Annotated in this window: 24 protein-coding genes and 1 tRNA gene; 8 read left to right on the top strand and 17 right to left on the bottom strand. The window is 65.3% G+C overall.

Translation table 11 applies throughout. The features are described from left to right. Positions 1–118: 118 nt before the first annotated feature. The 6 genes from ASC89_RS19485 to ASC89_RS19460 form a co-directional block, all read right to left on the bottom strand. Positions 119–958, bottom strand: coding sequence for a glycosyltransferase family 25 protein (locus ASC89_RS19485; RefSeq protein WP_056000846.1), 840 nt, complete (start codon positions 956–958; stop codon positions 119–121). Then, entirely contained in the window at positions 955–1,767 is an 813-nt protein-coding gene (locus ASC89_RS19480) for a glycosyltransferase family 25 protein (protein WP_056000841.1), read from the bottom strand. The genes ASC89_RS19485 and ASC89_RS19480 overlap by 4 nt, the downstream gene beginning before the upstream one ends. A 2-nt stretch (positions 1,768–1,769) precedes the next feature. Then, positions 1,770–2,585 carry a glycosyltransferase family 25 protein gene (locus ASC89_RS19475; protein WP_056000838.1) on the bottom strand — a complete coding sequence of 272 codons (816 nt, stop codon included), beginning with the start codon at positions 2,583–2,585 and terminating at the stop codon, positions 1,770–1,772. Beyond that, the gene (locus ASC89_RS19470) at positions 2,582–3,406 is read right to left on the bottom strand and encodes a glycosyltransferase family 25 protein (protein ID WP_056000832.1); all 825 of its coding nucleotides are present in this window, start codon (positions 3,404–3,406) and stop codon (positions 2,582–2,584) included. The genes ASC89_RS19475 and ASC89_RS19470 overlap by 4 nt, the downstream gene beginning before the upstream one ends. Positions 3,407–3,472: 66 nt before the next feature. Continuing rightward, on the bottom strand, positions 3,473–4,513 hold the full coding sequence (locus tag ASC89_RS19465; protein ID WP_056000829.1) for an LLM class flavin-dependent oxidoreductase: 1,041 nt from the start codon (positions 4,511–4,513) through the stop codon (positions 3,473–3,475). Between the two features lie 147 nt (positions 4,514–4,660). After that, entirely contained in the window at positions 4,661–5,356 is a 696-nt protein-coding gene (locus ASC89_RS19460; protein ID WP_082533470.1) for a tellurite resistance TerB family protein, read from the bottom strand. Between the two features lie 152 nt (positions 5,357–5,508). Here ASC89_RS19460 and ASC89_RS19455 point away from each other — a divergent pair, with 152 nt between their 5' ends. From ASC89_RS19455 to ASC89_RS19445, 3 genes are all read left to right on the top strand, one after another. Beyond that, positions 5,509–5,982, top strand: a complete 474-nt coding sequence (locus ASC89_RS19455; RefSeq protein WP_056000826.1) for an Lrp/AsnC family transcriptional regulator — start codon at positions 5,509–5,511, stop codon at positions 5,980–5,982. A gap of 1 nt (position 5,983) precedes the next feature. Continuing rightward, positions 5,984–6,598 carry a GyrI-like domain-containing protein gene (locus ASC89_RS19450; protein ID WP_055880379.1) on the top strand — a complete coding sequence of 205 codons (615 nt, stop codon included), beginning with the start codon at positions 5,984–5,986 and terminating at the stop codon, positions 6,596–6,598. Positions 6,599–6,667: 69 nt separating this feature from the next. Next, the gene (locus ASC89_RS19445) at positions 6,668–7,681 is read left to right on the top strand and encodes a DUF4424 family protein (protein WP_056000823.1); all 1,014 of its coding nucleotides are present in this window, start codon (positions 6,668–6,670) and stop codon (positions 7,679–7,681) included. An 82-nt stretch (positions 7,682–7,763) separates the two neighbouring features. Here the strand turns inward: ASC89_RS19445 and ASC89_RS19440 are convergent, their stop codons facing one another. The 3 genes from ASC89_RS19440 to ASC89_RS19430 all read right to left on the bottom strand — a co-directional run bounded on the left by ASC89_RS19440 (position 7,764) and on the right by ASC89_RS19430 (position 11,746). Beyond that, positions 7,764–8,147: a hypothetical protein gene (locus tag ASC89_RS19440; RefSeq protein ID WP_055880373.1), complete on the bottom strand. Its 384-nt coding sequence runs from the start codon at positions 8,145–8,147 to the stop codon at positions 7,764–7,766. A gap of 169 nt (positions 8,148–8,316) precedes the next feature. Next, complete coding sequence (locus tag ASC89_RS19435; protein ID WP_055880371.1) at positions 8,317–8,868, bottom strand: TIGR00645 family protein; 552 nt, start codon at positions 8,866–8,868, stop codon at positions 8,317–8,319. A 154-nt stretch (positions 8,869–9,022) separates the two neighbouring features. After that, entirely contained in the window at positions 9,023–11,746 is a 2,724-nt protein-coding gene (locus ASC89_RS19430; RefSeq protein WP_055880368.1) for an OmpA family protein, read from the bottom strand. Positions 11,747–12,025: 279 nt separating this feature from the next. On the opposite strand from ASC89_RS19430, the gene ASC89_RS19425 reads away from it, so the two are divergent. Further along, positions 12,026–12,850 carry a sulfite exporter TauE/SafE family protein gene (locus tag ASC89_RS19425; RefSeq protein WP_244488501.1) on the top strand — a complete coding sequence of 275 codons (825 nt, stop codon included), beginning with the start codon at positions 12,026–12,028 and terminating at the stop codon, positions 12,848–12,850. Between the two features lie 4 nt (positions 12,851–12,854). On the opposite strand, the gene ASC89_RS19420 is transcribed toward ASC89_RS19425, so the two are convergent. Continuing rightward, a complete protein-coding gene (locus ASC89_RS19420) occupies positions 12,855–13,625 on the bottom strand; it encodes an SIMPL domain-containing protein (protein ID WP_056000820.1) in 771 nt (256 codons plus the stop codon). A 139-nt stretch (positions 13,626–13,764) separates the two neighbouring features. Then, the gene (locus tag ASC89_RS19415; protein WP_055880361.1) at positions 13,765–14,499 is read right to left on the bottom strand and encodes an SIMPL domain-containing protein; all 735 of its coding nucleotides are present in this window, start codon (positions 14,497–14,499) and stop codon (positions 13,765–13,767) included. A 230-nt stretch (positions 14,500–14,729) separates the two neighbouring features. On the opposite strand from ASC89_RS19415, the gene ASC89_RS19410 reads away from it, so the two are divergent. Both ASC89_RS19410 and ASC89_RS19405 read left to right on the top strand, forming a co-directional pair. Then, a complete protein-coding gene (locus ASC89_RS19410; RefSeq protein WP_055880359.1) occupies positions 14,730–15,884 on the top strand; it encodes a fumarylacetoacetate hydrolase family protein in 1,155 nt (384 codons plus the stop codon). A gap of 142 nt (positions 15,885–16,026) precedes the next feature. After that, positions 16,027–17,466, top strand: coding sequence for an aldehyde dehydrogenase family protein (locus ASC89_RS19405; protein WP_056000817.1), 1,440 nt, complete (start codon positions 16,027–16,029; stop codon positions 17,464–17,466). 60 nt (positions 17,467–17,526) lie between these two features. Here ASC89_RS19405 and ASC89_RS19400 read toward each other — a convergent pair whose 3' ends face one another. Together ASC89_RS19400 and ASC89_RS19395 are read right to left on the bottom strand one after the other, a co-directional pair. Beyond that, a complete protein-coding gene (locus ASC89_RS19400) occupies positions 17,527–18,081 on the bottom strand; it encodes a dihydrofolate reductase family protein (protein ID WP_056000814.1) in 555 nt (184 codons plus the stop codon). A 141-nt stretch (positions 18,082–18,222) separates the two neighbouring features. Further along, complete coding sequence (locus tag ASC89_RS19395; RefSeq protein WP_056000812.1) at positions 18,223–18,663, bottom strand: SRPBCC domain-containing protein; 441 nt, start codon at positions 18,661–18,663, stop codon at positions 18,223–18,225. Between the two features lie 194 nt (positions 18,664–18,857). Between ASC89_RS19395 and ASC89_RS19390 the strand changes: the two genes are divergently transcribed. After that, a tRNA-Ile gene (locus tag ASC89_RS19390) sits at positions 18,858–18,933 on the top strand. Positions 18,934–18,940: 7 nt separating this feature from the next. Here ASC89_RS19390 and ASC89_RS19385 read toward each other — a convergent pair. From ASC89_RS19385 to ASC89_RS19370, 4 genes are all read right to left on the bottom strand, one after another. Then, positions 18,941–20,056 (bottom strand): sorbosone dehydrogenase family protein, encoded by a 1,116-nt coding sequence (locus ASC89_RS19385; RefSeq protein ID WP_056000809.1) that lies wholly within the window; start codon positions 20,054–20,056, stop codon positions 18,941–18,943. A gap of 91 nt (positions 20,057–20,147) precedes the next feature. Next, complete coding sequence (locus ASC89_RS19380) at positions 20,148–20,453, bottom strand: hypothetical protein (RefSeq protein WP_156384688.1); 306 nt, start codon at positions 20,451–20,453, stop codon at positions 20,148–20,150. Positions 20,454–20,629: 176 nt separating this feature from the next. Continuing rightward, the gene (locus ASC89_RS19375) at positions 20,630–21,199 is read right to left on the bottom strand and encodes a DNA-3-methyladenine glycosylase (protein ID WP_056000803.1); all 570 of its coding nucleotides are present in this window, start codon (positions 21,197–21,199) and stop codon (positions 20,630–20,632) included. Positions 21,200–21,238: 39 nt separating this feature from the next. Further along, the gene (locus ASC89_RS19370; RefSeq protein ID WP_055880340.1) at positions 21,239–21,469 is read right to left on the bottom strand and encodes a hypothetical protein; all 231 of its coding nucleotides are present in this window, start codon (positions 21,467–21,469) and stop codon (positions 21,239–21,241) included. Positions 21,470–21,572: 103 nt separating this feature from the next. On the opposite strand from ASC89_RS19370, the gene ASC89_RS19365 reads away from it, so the two are divergent. After that, positions 21,573–22,976, top strand: coding sequence for a phosphomannomutase (locus tag ASC89_RS19365; RefSeq protein WP_056000800.1), 1,404 nt, complete (start codon positions 21,573–21,575; stop codon positions 22,974–22,976). Positions 22,977–22,990: the final 14 nt, after the last annotated feature.

Below are 22,990 nucleotides of genomic sequence, written 5' to 3'. Positions count from 1 at the left end.
CGCTCTCAGCAAAAAGCCTGTCCCCGCGAAGGCGGGGATTGCGGACTTTCAGGTTGGAAAGCGCTACAAAATCAATTACTTAGATCTTTCCGCCGGTTCACTTGAACGGCGAGAGTATCTAGACGTCGCCCTCGTAAGGCACTTCCCGCCGCTTCTGCCGGCGCGCTTCGGCATCGGGCAGAATGTGAGCGATCAGCCGGAGGGTGTAAGCCACCCTGCCGAGACCGTCGCGCCAGCGATGGCGGAGTGGCCGGGGCACACCGGCGTGGTGGCCGTCACGATCCCGCTTGAGGTCGCTCCGCTCCGCGTCGGCGGGCTTGTTGCCCCGATAGTGCTCGAGTTGCACCACTGGGGCCGGATCGACCTGGAAGAGCCGGCGGTGCGGAATGATCGGGCCGCCGCGCGAGAACATGTAGCGATCCACTGACATGCGCGGCAGCCTGGGATCGGCGAGGGCGCGCCGAGCCATGCTTGCCGAGATGATGTAGGCGGCGGCTCCCATGTGCGAGGCCAGCAGTTGGCGGACACCGAAGCGGCCGGCGACGGTGCGCACCGCACGGCCAAGCCGTACGCGTTCGTACATCGTCTCCAGCTTCACCAGATCGGGCCGTAAATCACTGCTGAAGGCGGGCTCCAGAAACGCCTTGAGGCCGTCGCCCATCACGGCATCGTCCTCGAGGATCAGGGCGAACTCATTCCCCGCGTCGAGCATATGGCGCCAGGCCTTCTCGTGGCTCATGACGCAGGCCACTTCGACCCGTGTCATCGCCCATGGATTGTGCGGATCGGCATGCAGAGCCATGCGGGCCTCGCCGACCCCGGCAATGGTCACGGCATCGATCCGCTCGGCCACGATGCCGAGCCGCGCGAACTGCTCCTCCATGAATTGCCGGCGATCGGCGCGGGCGCCCAGGTTGATGTAGTAGACGGGGATCTGCGTGGCGGGGAACTCGGTCATCGGGCCTCGGAGGCGCCGACGAAGGGAATGATGACGCGCCGTCCGCGCAGTGCGGGGAGGTCGCGCCCGGCCAGCCGCGCGAGGCGCGCCATATGGTCGAGATGCAAGCCGAGCACGGCCGTCAGGTCGCGCGCCGGCCGACCCGCCGAGGGGGCCCGCGTCACCGCGATGTTGCTCTCGCCGACACGGTCGGCGGCGTCGAGCTTGTCGATCTGGATGCAGGGGCTCGGAATGGCCTGCAGCACGCGGCTGCGCAGCAGGTGATAGCCGCCACGCCCGAACAGGAAGCGGTCGATCCCCATCTGATTGCGTAACGGACTGGCCAGCGAGTGCCGGGCAGCCTCGCGGGTGAGGATGTAGGCAGCGCCGCCCATCTGCGAGGAGCAGAGCTCGCGCAATTCGGTCGTGCCGACACGCTGCGACGCGCTGCCCAGCTTTACCGGACTGTGGAACGTCTCGAGCTTCAGCAGGTCAGCTCGCAGCCGTGCCGGCAGCTCCGGATCGAGGAAATCGCGCACCGGTGCGGCGAGTTGCACATCGTCCTCGAGAACCAGGGCGGCCGGCGCGCCGCTCTCGAGCAGGCGCTCCCAGCTGCGCTGGTGGCTGAGGCCACAGGCGAGGTCGCCTTCGGCCAACCGCCACAGGCTATGGGTCGTCGTGTGCCACGCGACGAGGGCGCGCGGCACTTCATCCATGCGCATTGCCTCGATGCGCTCGGCAGCAATGCCGAGATGCTCGAACTGCCGCTCCATGAATGCCCGGCGGTCGGGGCGGGACGCGAGGTTGATGTAGTAGACGGGGATCGGCATGCTCAGCTGCTGTCATCAGCGAAGGGTACGGCGACCCGCTTGCCAAATGCCGCGCCCGGGTCCCGGAAAGCCAGCGACAGTAGCCGCGCGGCATGATCGAGGTGGAGGCCCATGACCCCCGGGAGGCGGGTCAGCGAGCCGCGTGCCGGCTTGGCTCGGGTGCCGTGCAGGTCGCTGGTGCCAGCACTCGCGGTTGGATCTAGATGACCGAGCTGAATGCATGGGCTGGGCCAGGCCTGCAGCACGGGCGTGCGCAGCAGGCAGCTTCCACCGCGACCAAACAGGAGGCGATCGATACTGGTAAGATCTCGACCGGGATCGGCGAGCAGTTTCTTCGCCAGGGGCCGGCTTATGATGTATGCGGCAGAGCACATCTGCGACGAGCAAAGCTCTCGCACCATCACCGCACCGACCTGATCGACTCGGGTGCCGAGCAGCACCTGCTCGCGTGTCGTTTCCAGTTTGATCAGCTTGGCGCTGAGCCTAGCGAGCGCATCGTGGTCGAGAAAGTCGAGAATGGACGGCGCGAGGATGGCGTCGTCCTCAAGCACCAGGGCCCAGGGGGCCGTGCCCTCGGCGATACTGGCCCAAGTCCGCTGATGGCTCAGGCCACAGGCCAAGTCGCCGGGGTTCATGCGCCATAGGCTCCCACCGCCCCGGTGGTACGCAACCAGCTCGGCCGGCACATCGGCGATGTGGACGGCATCGACGCGCTGCGCGGTGATGCCCAGTTGCGCGAATTGCGATTCCATGAACTCGCGGCGGTCCTGCCGATGGTCCAGGTTGATGTAGTAGGTAGGTACTTGCCCTGAACTCACGGCTTCAACAAACCTCTGGGGGGCATGAGGCGGGCAAGGTCATCTGCCACCGGGAGGTCGATCTGGCGCGCCCCCCAAAGCTCGCCCGTCGGACCGAAGGTCCTAAGAACGCGGAAGGCGTGGCGCAAATTAGCCGTAAGTCGCCGCAATCGCTCAGGCCATGCGCCCGTACTCGGGCTCAGGCGACGAGGCGTCAGGTCGCTGCGCTCGACGCCTCCAGCGCCCACGGTCTTGTCGAGCTGTATCGCCAGGGCCGGCAGGATCTGGAACAGGCGCATCTGGTAGAATGCCCCCCCACTACGACTGAAGAGCAGGCTGTCGAGCGGAAGCTGATCGGCGTAGGGCAGTTGCAGGACACGTCGTGCAAACTGGGCCGTCATCACGTAGGCGGCGCCTCCCAGGCTTGACGACATCAGCCGGTGTTTTGCGACACCTGCAACCGTGGTTGGGATGGGCCTGCCGACGAGCGCGTTGGTGCGGTGGTTCTCGAGTTGCAGCGCGTCGGTGCTGCCCGAGAGGAGTTCGGGGTCGGCCAACAGCTCGCGTGTCCTGGACGACAGCACGACGTCATCTTCGAGAATGAGCGCAGCGGGCACGTCGGTGTCCAGCATCACCTGCCACGTGTGCCGATGGCTGAGACTGCAAGCCAGCTCGCCAGCTGTCATATAGCCTGCCGCCGCGGCCAGTTGGGCTGCGGACAGGTCATCTGGCGTTACCGCCTCAACCCGCGTTGCGCTGAGGCCCAGTGCTGCAAGCTGCCGCTCGACATGATCCCGTCTATCCGGGCGGGCGGCCATATTGATGTAGAAAATCGGCAGCAACCGTTAGCCCCACTGTTGAATCCGGGGACCGTAATACCACTGACGCGTCGGGCGTCAACGGTTACTCTAGCCGTCCAGTGCTTTGTTTACTGCCGGCTTCACCACGGTGCCAAAGAGTTCGATAGCCTTCATGACCTTGGCGTGGGGAAGGGTGCCGACGCTCAGCTGCAGGCCGAAGCGATCGTGCTTGAACCATTCGTGCTGCATCAGGATCTTGTCGATCACCTGCTGCGGCGAGCCCATGAAGTAGGCGCCCGAGGGGCCGGCGCCGGCTTCGAACTGGGCGCGAGTGGTGGGCGGCCAGCCGCGTTCGCGGCCGATGCGGCTCATCGCCTCGTGATGGGCAGGGAAGGCAGTATCGAGCGCGTCCTGCGAGTTCTCGGCGATGAAGCCATGCGAGGAGATGCCGATGGGCAGCTTCGCCAGGTCGTGCCCGACCTTCTCGGCGGTGCGGCGGTAGAGCTCGGTGAACTGGGTGAACGCTTCGGGATTGCCGCCGATGATGGCGAGCATCAGCGGCAGCCCGTAATAGGCCGCCCGGGCAACCGAGTTCGGCGTGCCACCAACCGCGACCCAGAGCGGCAGGGGCTCCTGGACCGGCTTGGGATAGATGGCGATGCCGGGGATCGGCTTGGTGTGCTCAGAACCCTCCCAGAGCACCTTGCCGCCTTCGCGGATCTTCAGCAGTTCGGCGAGCTTTTCCTCGAACAGCGTGTCGTAGTCATCAAGCTCGTAGCCGAACAGCGGGAAGCTCTCGATGAACGAGCCACGGCCGGCCATGATCTCGGCGCGGCCATTGGAGAGCAGGTCGAGCGTCGCGAATTGCTGCCAGACGCGGATCGGATCGTCCGAGCTCAGCACGGTAACGGCAGTGGAGAGCCGGATGCGCCTGGTGATGGCGGCGGCGGCCGCGAGAATGGTCACCGGCGCCGAGGCGACGAAATCTGGACGGTGGTGCTCGCCCAGCCCGTAGAAATCGAGCCCGACCTCGTCGGCGAGCTTGATCTCTTCGAGCAGGTCCTTCAGCCGCTCGGCCGGCGACTGCAGGTGGCCGCCATTCAGCGGATCAGGAGTGTTCTCGGCGAAAGAGTAGAGACCGATTTCCATGGCGCAATCCTCGTGTGGTGCGCCCTGGAGCGCTTCACCGTTTCACTGAAACGTCGAAGCGCTCGAGATCCTGGATTTGTGGCGCCTCTGATCGCGCTCTACATGGCTGTGCGTTTTGAGCCGCGCAAGAACGCACAGCCTTGTAACTCAGACGCTGCTGGTTGGCACGTAGGACGCAGCCGAAGACGAAACCGGAGCCGGCGGAGTGTGCCCGGCCTGGCGGTGGATTTCGGCGACCAGGCCGGCGGGCAGCTTCAGCTTGAAGGCCAACGCTTCAAGATAAGCCCGTTCGGCGGGGGTATCGGGCTGCATGGCGACAAGCGAGGCGGCATAGATTTCGGAAGCGTGCTCGGGTGTGTCGGCGCGGGCGACGACGGCGTCGATATCGAGCGGGCTCGCCAATTCGTCAAAGACGAACGCCTTCTCCTCGGAGGAGAGCGGCATGGTCTCAAGGCGCTTGAAGATGCGCTGCTTCTCCTCGGCGTCGATCTGGCCGTCGGCCTTGGCGGCGGCGATCATGGCGCGCACCAGGGTCTTGCCCAGCTCCTCGCCCTGGTAGGCGGCCTGCGGCGGCGGCACGAAAGCATCCTGCGTCGGGGCAGGGGCGCCATCCGAGGCGGCGCCGGCCTGTTGCTGGTTCTTCTGGTAGGCCTGCCAGGCGGAGTAGGCGAGCCCGCCGACCGCCGCGACCGCGCCCACTTTGGCCACGTTGCCGACCATCTTGCCCAGTCCGCCGCCCGAGAGCAGCATGCCGGCGGCAAGCCCGGCGGCGCCCGTCATCGCAGTCCGCTGGGCATTGGGGTCGGTCTGCAGGGCCTTGATGATACCGTCGATGTTGAACATGGCTTTCTCCCAGCTTTTTTTGGTTTCGAACGGGAGTTAGGTAGCGCGGCGGGGCTGCGCAAGGATGACAAGTTCGCGCAGGGCCTATGGTTGCCTTTCTCGGCTCGGTGGGTAGGTTGAGGCAGCGTTCAGTTGGGGAGGGCCAAGAGCCGATGGCGAGCGGTCTCGACGATATCGATCACAAGCTGCTGGCTCTGTTGCAGGTAGACGATCGGGTGCCGGTGGCGGAACTTGGCAAGACGCTTGGCGTCGCGCCCTCCACCCTCAACGATCGAATCCGCCGGTTGATCAAGCTGGGCGTGATCAGCGGCTTCCATGCACATGTCGATCCCGAGAAGGTTGGCCTGGACCTCCTCGCCTACGTGTTCGTCGGCTGGAGCGATCCGGCGACCGAGAAGCTGTTCCTCGCTGCGATCGCCAGGTCGCCGGAGGTGCTGGAGGCACATCACGTCACGGGATCGTGGAACTACCTGATGAAGGTGCGGCTCACGACAACGCGGGATCTCGAGGGGTTCTTTGCCCAGGTGGTGAAGGAAGTGCCGGGGGTGCAGCGGACGGAGACGCTGATCGTCCTGTCGTCGCCCAAGGAAACGACGCTGATCGTGCCGCCCGAGCTCAAAGCGTGAGATGGAAAAGCTCGACCTGAAGAAGCAGCACAAGGCGCTTTACAACCCGCCCAAGGGTGAGTTCGAGATCGTCGACGTGCCGCCGCTGCACTATGTGCAGATCGATGGTGCAGGCGATCCCAACAGCGCGGAGGCCTACAAGACGGGCGTCGCCTGGCTCTTTTCGGTGAGCTACGCGATGAAGTTCGCGGCGAAGGCGGAGCTCGGCCGCGACTACGTGGTCGGGCCGCTGGAGGCGCTGTGGTGGGCCGACGACATGTCGACGTTTCTCACCCGCCAGAAGAGCGACTGGCAGTGGACGATCATGATCCTGCAGCCGGATTTCGTCACGACCAGGCAGTTTGAGAAGGCTGTCGAGAAGACAGGCAAGAAGCTTGGCGCGGCGCCGGCGAGCCTCAGGCTCGAGACCTATCACGAGGGCCTGTCGGTGCAGACGCTGCATATCGGCAGCTATGACGACGAGGCGCCGACGCTGGCGCGGCTGCATCAGGAATTTGTGCCGGGGAACGGGCTCAAGGAGACCGGCCACCATCACGAGATCTATCTCAGCGATCCGCGCAAGGTCGCGCCGGACAAACTGAAGACCATCCTCAGGCAGCCGGTGCGGCGGCTCTGATCCGGCCGGTTCAGCCGCGGTTCAGGCGCAAACCCGCACAGGGCCGGCGTCCCAACCGAGGAGGAACCCATGCTGGTCCGCAGTGCTCTTTTCATCGTCTTCGCCAGCCTCGCGGCGCCAGCGCTGGCCAATGGGGTGATCAGCGAATTTCCTGCCGGCGGGGTGGTGTTCAAACAGGCCGCCAACATCGCCATTGCGCGCGAGGACCTCTACCTGAGCGTGCGCGAAGTGCGGGTGCGCTACGAGTTCCGCTCGGACGCTTCGGCCGCCGAAACCCACACCATCGGCTTTCCGATGCCGGCGGTGCCGCTCGATGGTGGGCCGAGCTATCTGGGCGGGGGCAGCATCGAGCAACTGGCGGATCCACGGAACTACATGGACTTCGCCGTGAAGGTGGACGGCAAGCCGATCACGGCCAAGCTGCATGAGTACGCCCAGCTCGAAGGCAGGGACATCACGGCAGAGATCGAGGCCGCCGGCCTTGAGCCATTGCTGCTGGCCGAACAGTTCGACGCGACCCGGTTCGATCGCCAGACGCTCGAAGCCTTCGTGGCGAAAGGTTGGTTTGCCAGTGCGCCAGAGAGCGCCGAAGAACTGTGGTGGCCGAACTGGAGCTACCAGGCGGTCTACGAGTGGGAGCAGGCGTTCGTTCCGGGCGAGACGGTGGTCGAGATCAGTTACGCGCCGCTCAATGGGTACCCCAGCGATTACGGCCAGGTCTATGAGGGCGGCGGCGAGTACGACGACCCGGAAACGGTCGCGGCGACCAGGGCGGAGTATTGCATCGACGATGCAGTGCTCAGCGCGCTGCAGCGCCATAAGGCGAAGGGCGGTTATGAGGTAGTGACGCAGGGGTACGTGCTGACCACGGGCAACTTCTGGAAGGGGCCGATCGAGGAGTTCAACCTGGTGGTCGACAAGGCAGACCCGGCGGAAGGGATGAAGAACCTCGACCTGGTCGCCTTCTGCCCGCTCGAAGCCAAAAAGATCAGCGACACGCAGTTCGCTTGGCAGGCCTCGAACTTCGAGCCCGACCGTGACATGCGGGTGCTCTACTACAGCTTCTACGATATCGAGCAATGAAGGAACCCCGGCAGCGGAACTGCCGGGGTTGAGGGAGCTTTGGGGGAGGATCCGAAGCTCAAGCTCTGCTTATTGACCGAGCTTACTGCGCGGCCGGGGCCTCAGTCGCCGGGGCCGGAGCCTCGGTGGCGGGCGCTGCCGGAGCTTCAGTCGCCGGAGCGGCTTCAGCAGGGGCCGGAGCCGGCTCAGCGGCCGGAGCCATCGGCGTGGTCTCGGTGCCCGTGGCCGGAGCCTCGGTCATCGGAGCCGGGGCCGGAGTGGCCGGAGCTTCAACCGCGGGGGTGTTGTTCACGGTCGTCGAGGTCGACGGGCCGGAATTGGCCGAGAAGACCAGGTAGCCAATGGCGAGCAACGCCAAGGCGACGATGATGCCAACGAACCAGCCAGTCGCGCTCGACTCGCGGGTGTAGACAGTGCGGTTGGCGTCATCGCTCGAGTAGACGGTATCGCGTTCGGGGACAGCCATGATCAAGCTCCTTTGTTTGAGTACCGTATGGGCCAAAAACGCAGCAGCCGGCGGAATCGTTCCCGCAAACGTGAGCGAATGCGAGATTGATTCAGCGCGATGTCGCAACCCGCTGACGAATCTGGCGATTTTGCCGCGCCAGAGATGAAGAAAAGCTGTCGCGGACCGCTCAGCTTTCAGCCGATTTTGCCGCTTTTTCGTCGCCGCGGTTTGCCTTGCCGATCGATTTGGTCTGAGCGGAGACGCGATCGATGAAGGCAAGGAACAGCGCCGAAACGACAAAGGCCAGGTGGATCAGGGTGAACCACATCAGCTTGTCGGCGGTATAGCTCGACACGTTCAGGAACACCTGCAGCAGGTGGATCGAGGAGATGGCGACAATGGTCGAGGCGACCTTGATCTTGAGCGAGCCGGCGTCGATCTCACCCAGCCAATGCACCGCATCGCCGTCGTCGAAGCGCGAGACGTAGTTCTCGTAGCCCGAGATGATCACCATGACCACGAGGCTGGCGACCAGCGCCGCATCGATCAGGGCCAGCATCTTCAGGATCGCATCGGCTTCGTCGATAGTGAAGACGTGGCTGACAAAATCCCACAGCTTCACCCCGAAGGTCGCGGCGTAGACCGCCAGCGCCACCGCCAGCCCGAGATAGAACAGCACCAGCAGCCAGCGCGAGGCGAGGATAACCGCTTCGATGACGAGTTCGAGACGCTTGGGCATGGTGGCTCCGGCAAGGTTTAGCGAACGAGGGATAGCGGATTTTTGGGGTGAGGCAAGGGGCAGGGGTGACGCAGTGGGGGATGGCGCTTAGCGCGCAAAACCTAACGGGCCGGGGATTGCTCCCCGGCCCGTTCGTCAGTTCAGGCGATTGCCCTTAGTTGCGGTCGGCAACCGTGATCAGCGAGGTGATGCGCTTGATCGAGACGCGGCGGTTGAGCTTTTCGGCCTTCTCCGTCTTCACCTTCAGGTAGCGCTCGCCATAGCCCTGGGTGACCAGGTTCTCGGGCGGCACGTCGTAGAAGTCGGTCAGGATGCGGGCGACGGTCGAGGCGCGCTGGTCCGACAGGATCAGGTTGGCCTGGTCGCCGCCCACGGCGTCGGTGTGGCCTTCGATCAGGAAGGTCTCGCCCGGGTTGTCCTCGAGGATCGCCAGCATGCCGTTGGCGACCTTGCTGAGCGCCCCGACCTGGCTGCGGGCGATGGTCGCCGCACCCGAGTCGAAGGTCAGACCGCCGACTTCGACACGACGCACCGAGTCACGGATACGGGCCGAACGCTTCACTTCCTCGATGGTGTAGATCTTGCGGACCTGCTCCACCGGCGGTTCGCGGAAGAACAGCTCAACCTCTTCCTCGTCGGCGTCGTCGGCATCGAGGATATAGTCGCGGATCGGGATGGTCAGGCGCAGCGGGGGCAGGTCGTCGCCCGGGTCGCGCCAGTTGCCGAAATAGTCGTCATCCTGTTCGAAATCGTCCTCGTCCTGGTAGGCGAGGATGTACTCGCGGCCGTCCGGCATGATGCGCGAACGCTTCAGCACGTTGCCCCACTTGTCGCGGATGGTGACGATCTGCACGCCGTTCGGGCGTTCGATGGTCTCCTTCACGCGGCCTCCCGGCAGGCGCTGGTAGTAGACCTCGTCCTCATCGCTGTCGCGAATGCGGTCGAAATCCTGGGCCGGGTTCGAGATGATCAGGTTGACGCCGATCTGGAAGATGAAGCCCGAGTTAGTGAAGTTGTTGCCGGGCTTGCCGCCGCCCTGACCGCCACCGTTATTGTTGATAACGGTGTTGTTGTTCGTCACGTTGGTCGTGTTGTTCGTGATGTTGGTCACATTCGTCACGTTGGTGACGTTGTTGATGATGGTGACGTTCTGCGGCACCTCCATCACCGGCAGGGCGTCGACGGCGATCTTCTCGCCTTCCATCTTGGCCAGCGACTGCACCTCGACCGGTGCGATGTCGGCCTGAGCAGCCTTGTCGTCGGTCGGCGGCGGAGCGGTCGGTTCTTCGGCAACCGCCGGCTGTTCGGCCGGCGCCTGGCCATCGACCACCTGGGTGGCGAAGTCCTTGGCGCTGTCGAGCACCGGAGCCGCTTCTTCGGGGGCAACGGTTTCGGGCAGCACTTCGACGGCCTGCGGGGTCACGGCTTCCTGGGCGCCCGGCAGTTCGGAGATCGGCGGAGTGGTTTCCGCCGCCGGCTGCACTTCGGGAACCGGGGGCAGGGTGATGCCGTACTGCGCCAGGCACTGGGCAACATCGGCAACCCCTAGCGCGGCGCAGATGTCGGCGAACTGCTTGTTGGCAGCATCGATGGTCGACTGGCCGGAGGCGTCGCCGGCTTCGAGCTGGCCGACGCCGACGCTGTAGAGCTCGACGGCAGTGCCCAACTGGTCCTGCGCGGCGGCAACCGGGTCGGTGGCGTTGGCGTCTGCAGGCTGGTCGGTCGGGCCGGCTTCCGCAGGCTGTTCAGCCGCCGGCTGTTCGGCGGGCTGCTCGGCTGCCGGCTGTTCGGCGGGCTGCTCAGCCGCCGGCTGTTCGGCGGGTTGCTCGGCTGCCGGCTGTTCAGCCGCGGGCTGCTCGGCCGGCTGTTCGGCCGGCTGCTCCGCGGGCTGCTCAGCCGCGGGTTCGGGCAGCGGGGGCAGGTCCTGGCCGATGCAGGACTTGATGTCCTGGTAGCCGTTGGCGGTGCAGAGCTCCTGGATGCGCGCCGCGGCAGCATCGGCGAGGGGCTTGGCGCCGGCATAGTCGCCGGCAGCGGCCTGGTTGAGCGCCGCCTGATACTGGTCGAGCGCCGCCTGCAGGTCGGCAACGAACTGGGCCTGTGCATCCTCGGCAGCCTTGGCGTCCTCAGCGGCCTTAGCCTCTTCGGCAGCCTTGGCGTCGGCATCGGCTTGAGCCGCTGCTGCAGCTGCCGCTTCGGCGGCCTGGGCATCCTGAGCAGCCTTGGCATCAGCTTCGGCCTGAGCCGCAGCAGCTGCTTCGGCAGCCTTGGCATCCTCAGCTGCCTTTGCGTCAGCATCGGCCTGAGCCGCGGCCGCAGCGGCAGCTTCAGCGGCCTTGGCATCCTCAGCGGCCTTGGCATCAGCCTCAGCCTGAGCTGCGGCGGCGGCTGCTGCTTCAGCAGCCTTGGCCTCCTCGGCTGCCTGTGCGTCAGCTTCAGCTTGCGCCGCAGCGGCGGCGGCCTCTTCAGCGGCCTTGGCCTCTTCGGCGGCGCGCGCTTGTTCAGCTGCCTGTGCGTCGGCCTCGGCCTGTGCGGCGGCTGCGGCTGCTTCCTCGGCAGCCCTTGCTTCCTCAGCAGCCCTGGCCTCTTCCGCGGCGCGAGCTTCCTCGGCCGCCTGGGCCTCGGCATCCGCCTGCGGGTCGGCCGCCGGTTGGCCGCCGCCAGTGATGGCCGCGATGCATTCCTGGACACTCGAGTAGCCGTTCACGATGCAGGTGTCGGTCAGCGCCTGCTGGGCGTTATTGATCGCGTCTGCGTCGCCGGAAGCCTGCGCCTGCTGCAGGGCCTCATATTCGGCCTGCTGCGCGAACGCGGCGCCCGGCACCAATGCGAGAACGGCGAGACTGGTGCCGGTTAGGAGCCAGTTTCGAAAGCGCATGGGTTTTATCCTTGTTTTGGAGTCAGTTGTTCGAAAAGTGACGCAGACCTGCTGAACCGAACCTGAACGGTTGGGAAACCTGCGGCGAGATGAATTAGCCCATCATGTGCCGAACGCCCCTGATGCGCGTGCGGTTCCGTACCGCGACAGGACCGGTCAATCGTGGCACCAGTTGGGCCGTCGCACCCTTGCGAGCAATGGACGGATTCGGTTGCGGCAGCCTAGGCTTGGCGCGCCTATTCGTGCGATCCGATAGGCATTGGTCTGTTGGAGTCGATCTTGGGCGAGCTTCTGAGCTACTGGCCGTTTGTCCTCGGGCTCCTGGCGACCGGGGTGATTTCCGGCATCGCGGCGGGGCTGCTGGGCATCGGGGGCGGCGCCATCATCGTGCCGGCGCTGGCCTCGGCCCTGGCGCTGCTCGGCTATGACAGCGACGTGGTGCAGCACATTGCGGTGGGCACCTCGCTCGCCATCATCATTCCAACCGGCATTGCCAGCGCCCGGGCGCATGACAAGCGCGGTGCGGTGGACCATCGCATCCTGAAACTCTGGGCGCCGGTGGTGGTGGTCGCCACCTTTGTCGGCGGGCTGATGGCCGGCCTCTATACCGGCGATGTTCTGCGCATCGTGTTCGGCGTCGTCGCGTTGTTCATCGCTGCAAATATCGTCCTGCCGTTCCAGGAGCGGCTGATGGGGCACTTGCGGGATTCGGCTCTGACGCATCGGATCTCGGCGGCGGTGGTCGGCTATATCTCGGCGCTGATGGGCGTAGGGGGCGGCTCGCTGAGCGTGCCGACCATCCACGCCTTCGGCGCCTCGATGCACAAGGCCGTGGGCACCGGGGCGGCGATCGGGGTGTTCATCGCGCTGTCGGGCACGCTCGGCTTCATCATCTCGGGCTGGAGCGTCGAAGGCCGCCCGCCGCTCAGCCTTGGCTATATAAACATCGTGGCGCTGGTGCTGATCGGCGTCACCGCGGCGCTCTGCGCGCCCCTGGGCGCAGCACTGGCGCACAAGCTGCAGCAGCGCACCCTGAAGATCGCCTTCGCAGTGTTCCTGACCCTGGTCGGGCTGAACATGATCTGGAAGGCGATCGCGGGGTAGGGGGCTATTGCCTCGCGCCTTCCACCGCCCATTTGACCGCCATGCTGGCACCAAAGGTCAAGGTCGGGAAGGAAATCGGGACAGGCGGCTCGCGGCGGGGCTCCAGCATCAGATCGGCGGCTTCGCCCTCGCCGTAGCTGGGATACTCCATGGTGTCGGTGTCGTAGCCGGTCCCTTCCTTGACGGCGAGGATGTCACCGAGACTGGTGCCCAGCGTGTCGGCGTAAAGCCGGGCCTTGTGAAGAGCGCTTTCGGCAGCCTTCTGTTTGGCTTTAAGCGTGTACTCGTCCTCGCGCGCCGCGGTGAAGGTGAGCGAACTCACCTCAGCGCCCAAACCAGCGATCGTCGACAACACAGCTCCCAACTGGGTAACGTCGCGAACCTCGATCGACATGTTGTTGGTGGCGCGAAAGCCGTCTAACTGGTCGCGATTGGGATCGGGGAAATAGGCGACCGGGTTGCCGTCCTTATCCTTGGCGATGATGTAGACCTTCTCGAACTCAAATCGGTTCGTCTCAATACCGGCAGTGGGCACCCCGATCTTGTCTATCGCCTGCAAGAGTCGCGTAGCCTTATCGATGCTGGCGTCTATCGCGGCCTGCGACGTTTCGGCCTTTTCGGAGATGCTGACGTTGACCGTCGCGATATCGGCCTTGGCGGTAACCTGGGCATTGGCTTCGATGTAGATGTAGTGGCGCGTGTCAAAATCCTGCGCCGAGGCGCAAACTGGCGCCAGCGCCAGTGCAAGCACGAGCGCGTAATGATACAGTTTCATCGTAAATCCCCATTCCCCAAGTCAATGCGATGATCTGCGGTACACCTGGGGGCGCAATTGTGGCCAAGTTGAACGCGGCGCCACAAAAGTTTCGCCCCGGCACCAGGCCGGGGCGATTAGCAGCTTCTGCAGAAGCTGGTTAGTCGGCAAAGTCCCAGGTGACCTGGACGTTGATCGAGTAGCTGAGTTCGCCACCTTCGATCGGCACGGCGCCGGCCGCGACGGAATCGGCCGAGGCTTTCATCATGTAGGGCTGCGGCGTGCCCATGCCCTGCACTTCGCTGATATTGCGGATGCTGCCGAGCTCTTCACCAGCGACGCCGGCATAGAGCGCGGCCTTGGCTTTGGCATCGGCGAAGGCGGCCTTGCGGGCCTCGTCGTAGAGCTTGGACGGGTCGGCGACCGAGAAGCTGACGCCGTTGATGGTGTTGGCGCCGACAGTTACGGCCTTGTCGAGCACCGAGCCGAGCGTCGCCAGCTCACGCACCCGGACGTTCACGTTGTTATAGACCTGGTAGCCGGTGATCTTGGGCGGCAGCTGGTAGCCATTGGCGTCACGCGCGTCGGAATAGACATAGTTCGGGCTGACCGAGAAGCCCGAGGTCTGGATGTCGCGCGCTTCGATGCCGGCGGCCTTCAGCGTCTCGATCAACTCGCCCATCGCCTTGGTGTTGGCATCGAGCGCTTCACGGGCGGTGGCGCCCTGGCTGGTGACACCTGAATTGACGAAGGCGGTATCGGGCGCCGCAGTGACTTCGCCGAGGCCGCTGATTGAAAGGGTGCCGTTCACGGGTGTCTCCTGCGCGAATACGGGGGTGGCAGTCAGCGCGGTGGCGAGGAACAGGGGAATGAGGGCGGCAGTAATGGGACGCATGCGTCTCTCCTATGTGGCCTTCGGTTGGGAAATATGTCCCAGCCGATCGGGGTGTTAGTGCGGCGAACCTGAACGGGATTTGAACGCCGCTTCCAGGAGATAAGACGCCGGAGGTTGCGTGAACCTTGGGTCGCGAACCGACGAAAGTTTGAGTTACGTGCCTCGACCGCTGCTGGACAGGCTTTGGGACGGCGGGTTAGGTAGCCCGTCCGAAAAACCGGGGGAGTGCCGTGGCCAATCCGATCGTTCCAAGCGAAGGCGTCCTTCTCGGTCGGGCGAGGGTGCCCGGATACGAGCATCCGCGGGTGATCACGGTGCGCGGCGAGGATATCGTCGATATCACCTCGAAGGCCGCGCCGACCTCGCGCGATATCGCCGAACAGGCCGACCCCGCAGCCTACGTGGCCGCGGCCAAGGGCCCGGTGATCGGCAACCTCCATCAACTCCTCGCCAACTCCTGGTCGGGCAAGACCGACATTGCGGCGCCCTCGCTGCTATCGCCGATCGACCTGCAGGCGGTGAAGGCGGCGGGCGTGACGTTCGTGGTGTCGCTGCTGGAGCGCGTCATCGAGGAGCAGGCGCGCGGCGACAAGGCCAAGGCTGACGAGCTGCGCAAGGACATCCTGGGGCTGGTCGGCACCGATCTCAGCCAGCTCGAGCCGGGTTCGCCCGCCGCGATGGAAGTGAAAAAGACACTGATCGCGCGCGGTGTGTGGAGCCAGTATCTCGAAGTCGGCATCGGGCCGGACGCCGAGATCTTCACCAAGTGCCAGCCGATGGCTTCGGTCGGGTTCGGCGCCGATGTCGGCATCCTGCCGATCTCGGAGTGGAACAACCCGGAGCCGGAAGTGGCGATGGTGGTGAACTCCAAGGGCACCATTGTCGGCGCAACGCTCGGCAACGACGTGAACCTGCGTGATGTCGAGGGCCGTTCGGCACTGCTGCTCGGCAAGGCCAAGGACAATAACGCTTCGGCTTCGCTTGGGCCGTTCATCCGGCTGTTCGACGGCAAGTTCACTATCGAGACGGTGAAGGCCGCCGATATCGCGCTCAGCGTCACCGGCGAGGACAGGTTCGAACTGACCGGCGTTTCCAACATGAGCCAGATCTCGCGCTCGCCCGAAGCGATCGTCGCGGCCACCGTTGGCCGGCATCACCAGTATCCGGATGGGCTGGTGGTCTATCTCGGCACGATGTTCGCGCCGGTGAAGGATCGTGGCGGCGCCGGCAAGGGCTTCACCCACAAGCTGGGCGACGTGGTGTCGATCTCGACGCCGTCGCTCGGCACCCTATCTAACACTGTGCGCCTCGCCACCGAGGCCGCCCCCTGGACCTACGGCGCCAGCCACCTGCTGCGCGACCTGGCAAAGGCTGGGTTGTTGTAAATACTCGATGTCATCCCTCGCGAAAGCAGGGACCCAACTCGCCGTCAACGCCGGCGGAGAAATGGATCCCGGCCTTCGCCCGGATGACACCGGGGTTGGTTGAAACGAGGTGCTCTATGGCACCTGTGAAGAGGAACTCCCCATGACCGAACTGCACAAGAATCTCATCAACGGCGAATGGGTCGGCGGGGACGGGGTGAACAATATCAACCCCTCCAACACCAACGAGGTCGTCGGCGTCTATGCGCGCGCCAGCCAGCAGGACACGCTCGACGCCATCGCGGCGGCCAAGGCGGCGTTCCCGGCCTGGTCGCGCTCGGGCATCCTGCAGCGCTGGGAAATCCTGTCGAAGACCGCCCATGAGATCTTCGCCCGCAAGGCCGAACTCGGTGAGCTGTTGAGCCGCGAAGAAGGCAAGACTCTTGCCGAGGGCATCGGCGAAGTCACCCGCGCCGGGCAGATCTTCGAGTTCTTCGCTGGCGAGGCGTTGCGCCTTTCGGGTGAGAGCGTGCCGTCGGTGCGTCCGGGCGTCGGCGTCGAGATGACGCGCGAGGCCATGGGTGTCGTCGGCATCATCACGCCGTGGAATTTTCCGATCGCTATCCCGGCCTGGAAGATCGCGCCGGCGCTCTGCTACGGCAACACCGTGGTGTTCAAGCCGGCCGACCTGGTGCCGGGCTGCTCGTGGGCCATCGTCGATATCCTCCACCGCAACGGGCTGCCCAAGGGCGTGCTCAACCTGGTGATGGGCAAGGGCTCGGTGGTCGGCCAGGCGATGCTTGATTCGAAGGATATCGTGGCGCAGACCTTCACCGGCTCGGTGAATACCGGCCGCCGCGTCGCCGAGGCCAGCGTCAAGGTGATGCGCAAGTTCCAGCTCGAAATGGGCGGCAAGAACCCGACCATCGTGCTCGACGACGCCGACCTGAAGGTGGCGGTCGAAACCACGGCGCAGAGCGCCTTCTACTCGACCGGCCAGCGCTGCACAGCTTCGTCGCGCCTGATCGTCACCGAGGGCATCCATGATGCGTTCGTCGCAGCGCTCACCGAGCGGATCCGCAACCTCCGGGTGGGCGACGCGATTGCCAAGGACACCGAGATCGGCCCGGTGGTCGATCCGGGCCAGCTCAAGCAGGACACCGACTATATCGAGATCGGCAAGGGCGAGGGCGCCAAGCTGGTGGTTGGCGGCGAGCTGGTGCAGCGCGACAACCCGGGCTACTTCCTGCAGCCGGCTTTGTTCACCGAAGTGCACAACCAGATGCGCATTGCCCGCGAAGAGATTTTCGGGCCGGTGGCCGCAGTGATCCGGGTGAAGGATTATGACGAGGCGCTGGCCGTCGCCAACGACACCGAGTTTGGTCTCTCGGCCGGCATCGTCACCACCTCGCTGAAATACGCCACGCACTTCAAGCGCAATGCCGAAGCCGGCATGGTGATGGTCAACGTGCCGACCGCCGGCGTCGATTTCCACGTGCCGTTCGGTGGCCGCAAGGGCTCGAGCTATGGCCCCAAGGAACAGGGCAAATACGCCGCCGAATTCTTCACCCAGGTGAAGACGGCCTACACCGCCGCCGGCTGAGGCCAGCCGTTCCGAGTTGATTGAGCCCGCGCATCACTCGATGCGCGGGCTCTGCATTCGTCAGGCGGGACGCAGACCGTAGGTCACGACGACGTTGCCCTTGCTGGTGATCGTCGAGTTCTTGAGCACGAGCTGAGTGATCGGGTCGTTAGCCTCGAAGATGCGCTTGCCCTTGCCGGCGATCACCGGATGGGTGATCAGCGTCAGCTCTTCAAGGAGTCCGGCAAAGAACAGCTGGCGTGCAACGTCGACGCCGGCCATGACGGCAATGTCGCCACCCTCGCGGTTCTTCAGGTCGCGGGCGAAATCCAGCAGGTCGCCCTTGATCAGCGTGGTGTTCTTCCAGCTCAGTTGTTCCCGACTCAGGGTGCGGGAGGCCACGTATTTCGGCACTGCGTTGATGTAGTCGGCAAAGCCCTGGTCGGCCTCGGCGTTGGGCCAGTACCCGGCCCAGTCCTGGTAGCCGACCCGACCCATGATGACGGTGTCGGTCTTGCCCATCACCTCGCCGAGCAGGGCGCCCAGCTCGTTGTCGAAGGCGTCACCCTGCCAGAGGTTGGGCGCCTCGATGACGCCGTCGACCGAGTGGAAGAAGCCCGCAGTGATCTTGCGCATTTGAAGTTCCTTGCTAGTCGGCAGTCGGAAGTGATGCCGCTTCGTCAACACAACGAACGGCAAAAGTCGCAATCGACACGGGAGCGAGAAAATTTAGCGGCAATCGGGATGACCCATCCCATCGAGGCGCGCCAAGGGCCTTCAGCGTGCCTTCGTCTCGGCTCGGCGTTTCAGAGAGTCATTGAGGTCTTCGTGGTGGCGCTGCACCGGGCCACCCATCACCAACTCGAAGACCGGGGCGAGCCAGCCGCTGAGATCTTCGATATGGGTGAAACGCACCCGGTCGGCGGTGAGCGGCTCGATCGCGAACTCGCGGTAGCCGGTGAACAGCAGGTCTGCGCCAAGGTGCCCCCGCCAGGAGAGACGTCGATTGGGGGTGGCCTCGAGGACTTTGGCCTCAACGTTGAGGGGCGGCCGCCCCGGCAGCGCCAGGGTCATTGACAGCACGCCGCCCGCGCGAAGCTCACCCGAGATGGCCGGCAGGGCAGGGTTCCACTCGGGGTAGCGATCGAGGTCGGCGAGCACAGCCCACACCTCGGCATCGGAGGCATCGATCTCGAAATCCGTGCGATGAAGCGCCATCGGCATCTCCCGGTACGTTTCGCAAGTTGTGCACCAGCGCTGGGCGGGTGCAAAGGGACTGCGAACGCGTATCGGGCAGAGCGGCGCTGGGAGCTATGGACGGAGAATGGTGGGCGGAGGCAAGGTCTTGCGACCTATGGCTTTGCTTCGCTGCCGCCTCTTGCTAAGGAGGCGGCGCTCCGTTCTCGGGGCAGGGGCCCATAGCTCAATGGTTAGAGCCGACCGCTCATAACGGTCTGGTTCCAGGTTCGAGTCCTGGTGGGCCCACCAACCTCTCTCACTCAGCCCGCACCACCTCGAACAGGTTGCCCTCGATCGTGGTGATGTAGAGCTCGCCCTCGCTGTCGACACCGAACGAGGTGATGGCGCCGAGCGCGCCCAACTGTTCATTCCAGTAGGTAATGTCGCCGTGCCGGCCGTTGGCGTAGGCGAAGGAGTGGACGCGGCTGTCGCAGAAATCGGCGAAGAAGTATTGGCCGGCGAGCTCGGGGATGGCCTTGCCGCGATAGACATAGCCGCCGGTGATCGAGCAGCCGCCGGTGTCGTGCGAGTAGCTGTAGGTGGGCGGCACGAGGCCCGCCTGGTCGCAGGTCTCGGCGCCGAAACAGGCCGGGCCTTCCATCACCTTCCAGCCGAGATTGGCGCCGGCATCCTCGGCGCCGATGACGGTAATTTCCTCGTAGGCGTTCTGGCCGACATCGGCGATGTAGAAATCGGTGCCGTCGAAGGCCGGGCGCCAGGGGTTGCGGACGCCGAGCGCGAAGATCTCGGGACGACCGCCGCCATTGGCGAAGGGATTACCTGCTGGGATGGCGTAGGGCGTGCCGCCGTCGACATCGAGCCTGAGGATCTTGCCCAGCAGTTCGTCGGGGTTCTGTGCTCGGTTTTCGGGGTCGCCGCCCGAACCGCCATCGCCCATGCCGATATAGAGGTAGCCGTTGGGGCCGAAGCCGAGCCAGCCACCGTTGTGGTTGGCATAGGGCTGGTCGATGTGCAGCAGTTCGGCCGCCGAGTTGGGGTCGGCGACGGCGGGATCGGCGGAGACCTTGTAGCCGACGATGCGGGTGTCGCCGTCCTTGTCGGTGTAGTTGACGAAGAAGCGGCCATTGCTGGCGTAATCGGGGTGGAAAGCCAGACCGAGCAGGCCCCGTTCGCCGCCGCTGCTGACGCTGCTGCTGAGATCGAGGAATGGGGCTTCGGTGAGTTGGCCATCGACGAGGACGCGGATGCGCCCGGTTTGCTCGAGGACGAACAGCCGCGGATCGGCCGGCGGCGCGACCGCGTAGACCGGCTGGTCGAGCCGGTCGGTGAGCAGTCGGGTGGTCAACGCCACCGGTTGGGCCAGGGCAGGTGCGGCGCTGAAGGCGACGAGGGCGGCGAGCAACAGGCGCATGTGATTCCTCCGCAATGACAGGTGCTTATCACCCACGCTGCGGCGGGTGATGTCCAGTCAATCGGAGGTCAAAGCGGCGCGAGTAGGGAGGTCAGGCGCTAGTGGTGCTGACGCTGTCCTTGAGGGCGGCCAGTTCGCTCTCGGCGCGCAAGGCGCGGTCGCGCCAATCCTCGATGGTGAGGCCGTCGATGCGGGCCGGTTCGGCAGCAGGCGCGGCTTCGACCTCGGGAAGCGGGGCGCCGCTGAGCTTGGCGTGCAGTGCCTCGATATAGGCGGCATCATCCGCGTGCAGCGTACCGCCAGCGAACTCGGCCTGCCAGCGGTTCAGATCGGCGGTGGTTTCCTCGTTCATGCTGCCGGTTGCCAGCAATTCCTTGATCAGCGCATCGACCGCCACGGGCATCTCCTGTTCAGTTCGGGCGCAACCTATCCAAAGCCGCCGCAAAGGGGAACCCGGTGCGACCACGCGAAAGCCTTCTTTTGCGTCGCGCAAAGGCCTTCTTTTGCGCCTGTGAGGAAGTCCGCGAACCCGCGTGAAAGTCCTCCTTCACGCCTGTGGGCCTCCACTTCGCCTCACTCCGACGCAGGCCGAAACGCCTTGCTGAGAAAGCCAGAGCCGGCGATGCCGAAACGCCAGGGCAGGTCGGCGGCCTTGGTGATGCCGATGCGGGGGCCGATCACCACCGGGCGCTGAGCATCGGCAGGTCGGAAGCTGAAGGGCGGGCCGTCGACCATCAAGCCGTCATGTGCCCGGGTGATGGCGAGGGCCTGGCCCAGCTTGCCCGGACCGGAGCAGAGATCGCGTGGGTTGGCGAGGCCACGGCGCTCGGCCATTTTCTCGATCCCTGCGGTGGGCTCGATGGCGCGGATGAGGACGGCGGAGGCGTCGGCGCAGACGAAGTTGAAGCACCAGTGGATGCCGTAGGAGCGGTAGACATAGACATGGCCGGGGCCGAGGAACATCGAGGCGTTGCGCTCGGTGCGGCCGCGGTACGAGTGCGAGGCGGGATCGGTCGGGTGATAGGCTTCGGTCTCGACGATGAGGCCGCCGACGCCATCGACAAGGAACTCGGCGCCCAGCACTTCGCGGGCGACAAGGGTGACTTCGCGGTTGAAGAAGGTGATCGAGTCGAGGGCAGGCATGCGCCGAAACTGGGCAATACCCCCAGCCAATGCAACCCTTTAGACCTTCTTGGTGGTGCCGTTCTGCAGGCGGGCCGCGGCGATGCGCAGCGTCAGGTTGATCGATTCGCCGACACTCGAGGTGCCGCTGGAGATCAGGGCGGAGTTGTTGTTGGCGGACGTCGCAAGATCCGACTGGGCCTGGGCCCGGCGCTTCAGCCGGGCGCTTTCGGCCTCGTCGTAGAGCGAGGCGCGCGGCAGCCAGTTCATGGTGCGCTTCTGAATCTGCATGGCGGTGAGACTGCGGGCGCAAGATGAATGAAAGGTTAAGGATGCCTCGGCGCTTGCGGGAGCGGCCAAGGCCATGACAAAGCTCACGGGATAGGAGTGCGGCATGGCGGATTCACTGAAGTTTGGCACCAGCGGCCTGCGCGGCCTCGCGGTCGATCTCACCGGTGGCGCGGCGCGGCGCTATACGGCGGCGTTCCTCAAGCATATCGGCACGGTCGCCGGTGGGCGGGTCTATCTGGGGCGGGATCTGCGCGCCTCGAGCCCGGCGATCGTTGCCGATTGCGCCGTGGCGATCCGCGCGGCGGGGCTGGTGCCGGTCGATTGCGGCGTGCTGCCGACCCCGGCATTGGCGCTCCATGCCATGGCGCTGGGCGGGCCGGCGATCATGGTGACCGGCAGCCACATTCCGGCCGACCGCAACGGGCTCAAGTTCTACGTCGCGGCGGGCGAGATCACCAAGGCGGACGAGACGGGCATCGCCGCGGCGCTGAGTGATGCCGTTCCGGCAGGCGAGGGGGCGGCTGAGGATGGCAGCATAGCCGCCGGCGACCGCTATCGGCAGCGCTATCGCGGTCTGCTCGATCCGGCAGCGCTGAAGGGCTGGCGCATCGGGGTGTTCGAGCACTCCTCAGTGGCGCGCGACCTCCTGGTGTCGTTCCTCACCCGGGCCGGTGCCGACGTGGTGCGGCTCGGCCGTTCCGACAGTTTCGTTGCCGTCGATACCGAGGCGTTCTCGGATCCACTGTTCGAACCGCGCCTCGGCTGGATCCGGCAGCACCGGCTCGATGCGATCGTTTCGACCGATGGCGACGGCGATCGGCCGCTCTTGATCGACGGCGAGGGCAGTTTCGTGCGCGGCGACGTGCTGGGCATGCTGGCGGCGCGTTTCCTCGGGGCCGACCGGGTGGTGACGCCGGTCACCTCCAACTCGGCGATCGAAGGCGTCGGCTGGTTCGGCCGGGTCGATCGCACCAGGGTCGGCTCGCCCTATGTCATCACCGGCATGGAAGATGCGGCCGCCGGCTCGCCCGGCGCCGTGGTGGGGTTCGAGGCCAATGGTGGGTTGCTGCTGGGCAGCGCCGTGACGATCAACGGCCGCGTGCTGAGCCCGCTGCCGACCCGCGACGCGGTGCTGCCGATGCTGGCGGTACTCGGGACGGCGGCGAAGCTCGGCGAGAGCGTCGCCGGGCTGGTGCGGACCCTGCCGGTGCGCGCCGCGCTCAGCGACCGGCTGGCGCATGTGGCGAACGAACGCAGCGCCGCGCTGCTGAAGGGGCTGGTCGAGCAGCCCGGCTACGCCAAGGAGTTCTTCGCGCCGGTGGGCGAGGTGCAATCGGTCTCGACTATCGATGGTCCGCGCTTCTCGCTGGTTTCAGGCGACACGGTGCATTACCGCGCCTCCGGCAATGCGCCGGAGCTGCGCTGCTATGTCGAGGGCGTGACGCCGGAGCGGGCGAAAGAGCTGCTGGATTGGGGGCTGGCCGCCGCGAGCGCGGTGGTGCGGTAATACTCAATTGATTA

The organism is Devosia sp. Root413D1, assembly GCF_001425235.1.
Classification (GTDB): Bacteria; Pseudomonadota; Alphaproteobacteria; order Rhizobiales; family Devosiaceae; genus Devosia_A.
The sequence above is the reverse complement of the archived record's forward strand: the minus strand, read 5'-3'. Positions and strand labels throughout refer to the sequence as shown.

Excerpts from the sequence above, each read along its gene's own strand:
- ASC89_RS19485 (WP_056000846.1), bottom strand. The coding sequence starts at position 958 with ATGACCGAGTTCCCCGCCACGCAGATCCCCGTCTACTACATCAACCTG.
- ASC89_RS19480 (WP_056000841.1), bottom strand. The coding sequence starts at position 1,767 with ATGCCGATCCCCGTCTACTACATCAACCTCGCGTCCCGCCCCGACCGC.
- ASC89_RS19465 (WP_056000829.1), bottom strand. The coding sequence starts at position 4,513 with ATGGAAATCGGTCTCTACTCTTTCGCCGAGAACACTCCTGATCCGCTG.
- ASC89_RS19460 (WP_082533470.1), bottom strand. The coding sequence starts at position 5,356 with ATGTTCAACATCGACGGTATCATCAAGGCCCTGCAGACCGACCCCAAT.
- ASC89_RS19455 (WP_056000826.1), top strand. The coding sequence starts at position 5,509 with ATGGCGAGCGGTCTCGACGATATCGATCACAAGCTGCTGGCTCTGTTG.
- ASC89_RS19450 (WP_055880379.1), top strand. The coding sequence starts at position 5,984 with ATGGAAAAGCTCGACCTGAAGAAGCAGCACAAGGCGCTTTACAACCCG.
- ASC89_RS19445 (WP_056000823.1), top strand. The coding sequence starts at position 6,668 with ATGCTGGTCCGCAGTGCTCTTTTCATCGTCTTCGCCAGCCTCGCGGCG.
- ASC89_RS19440 (WP_055880373.1), bottom strand. The coding sequence starts at position 8,147 with ATGGCTGTCCCCGAACGCGATACCGTCTACTCGAGCGATGACGCCAAC.
- ASC89_RS19435 (WP_055880371.1), bottom strand. The coding sequence starts at position 8,868 with ATGCCCAAGCGTCTCGAACTCGTCATCGAAGCGGTTATCCTCGCCTCG.
- ASC89_RS19430 (WP_055880368.1), bottom strand. The coding sequence starts at position 11,746 with ATGCGCTTTCGAAACTGGCTCCTAACCGGCACCAGTCTCGCCGTTCTC.
- ASC89_RS19420 (WP_056000820.1), bottom strand. The coding sequence starts at position 13,625 with ATGAAACTGTATCATTACGCGCTCGTGCTTGCACTGGCGCTGGCGCCA.
- ASC89_RS19415 (WP_055880361.1), bottom strand. The coding sequence starts at position 14,499 with ATGCGTCCCATTACTGCCGCCCTCATTCCCCTGTTCCTCGCCACCGCG.
- ASC89_RS19405 (WP_056000817.1), top strand. The coding sequence starts at position 16,027 with ATGACCGAACTGCACAAGAATCTCATCAACGGCGAATGGGTCGGCGGG.
- ASC89_RS19400 (WP_056000814.1), bottom strand. The coding sequence starts at position 18,081 with ATGCGCAAGATCACTGCGGGCTTCTTCCACTCGGTCGACGGCGTCATC.
- ASC89_RS19395 (WP_056000812.1), bottom strand. The coding sequence starts at position 18,663 with ATGGCGCTTCATCGCACGGATTTCGAGATCGATGCCTCCGATGCCGAG.
- ASC89_RS19385 (WP_056000809.1), bottom strand. The coding sequence starts at position 20,056 with ATGCGCCTGTTGCTCGCCGCCCTCGTCGCCTTCAGCGCCGCACCTGCC.
- ASC89_RS19375 (WP_056000803.1), bottom strand. The coding sequence starts at position 21,199 with ATGCCTGCCCTCGACTCGATCACCTTCTTCAACCGCGAAGTCACCCTT.
- ASC89_RS19370 (WP_055880340.1), bottom strand. The coding sequence starts at position 21,469 with ATGCAGATTCAGAAGCGCACCATGAACTGGCTGCCGCGCGCCTCGCTC.
- ASC89_RS19365 (WP_056000800.1), top strand. The coding sequence starts at position 21,573 with ATGGCGGATTCACTGAAGTTTGGCACCAGCGGCCTGCGCGGCCTCGCG.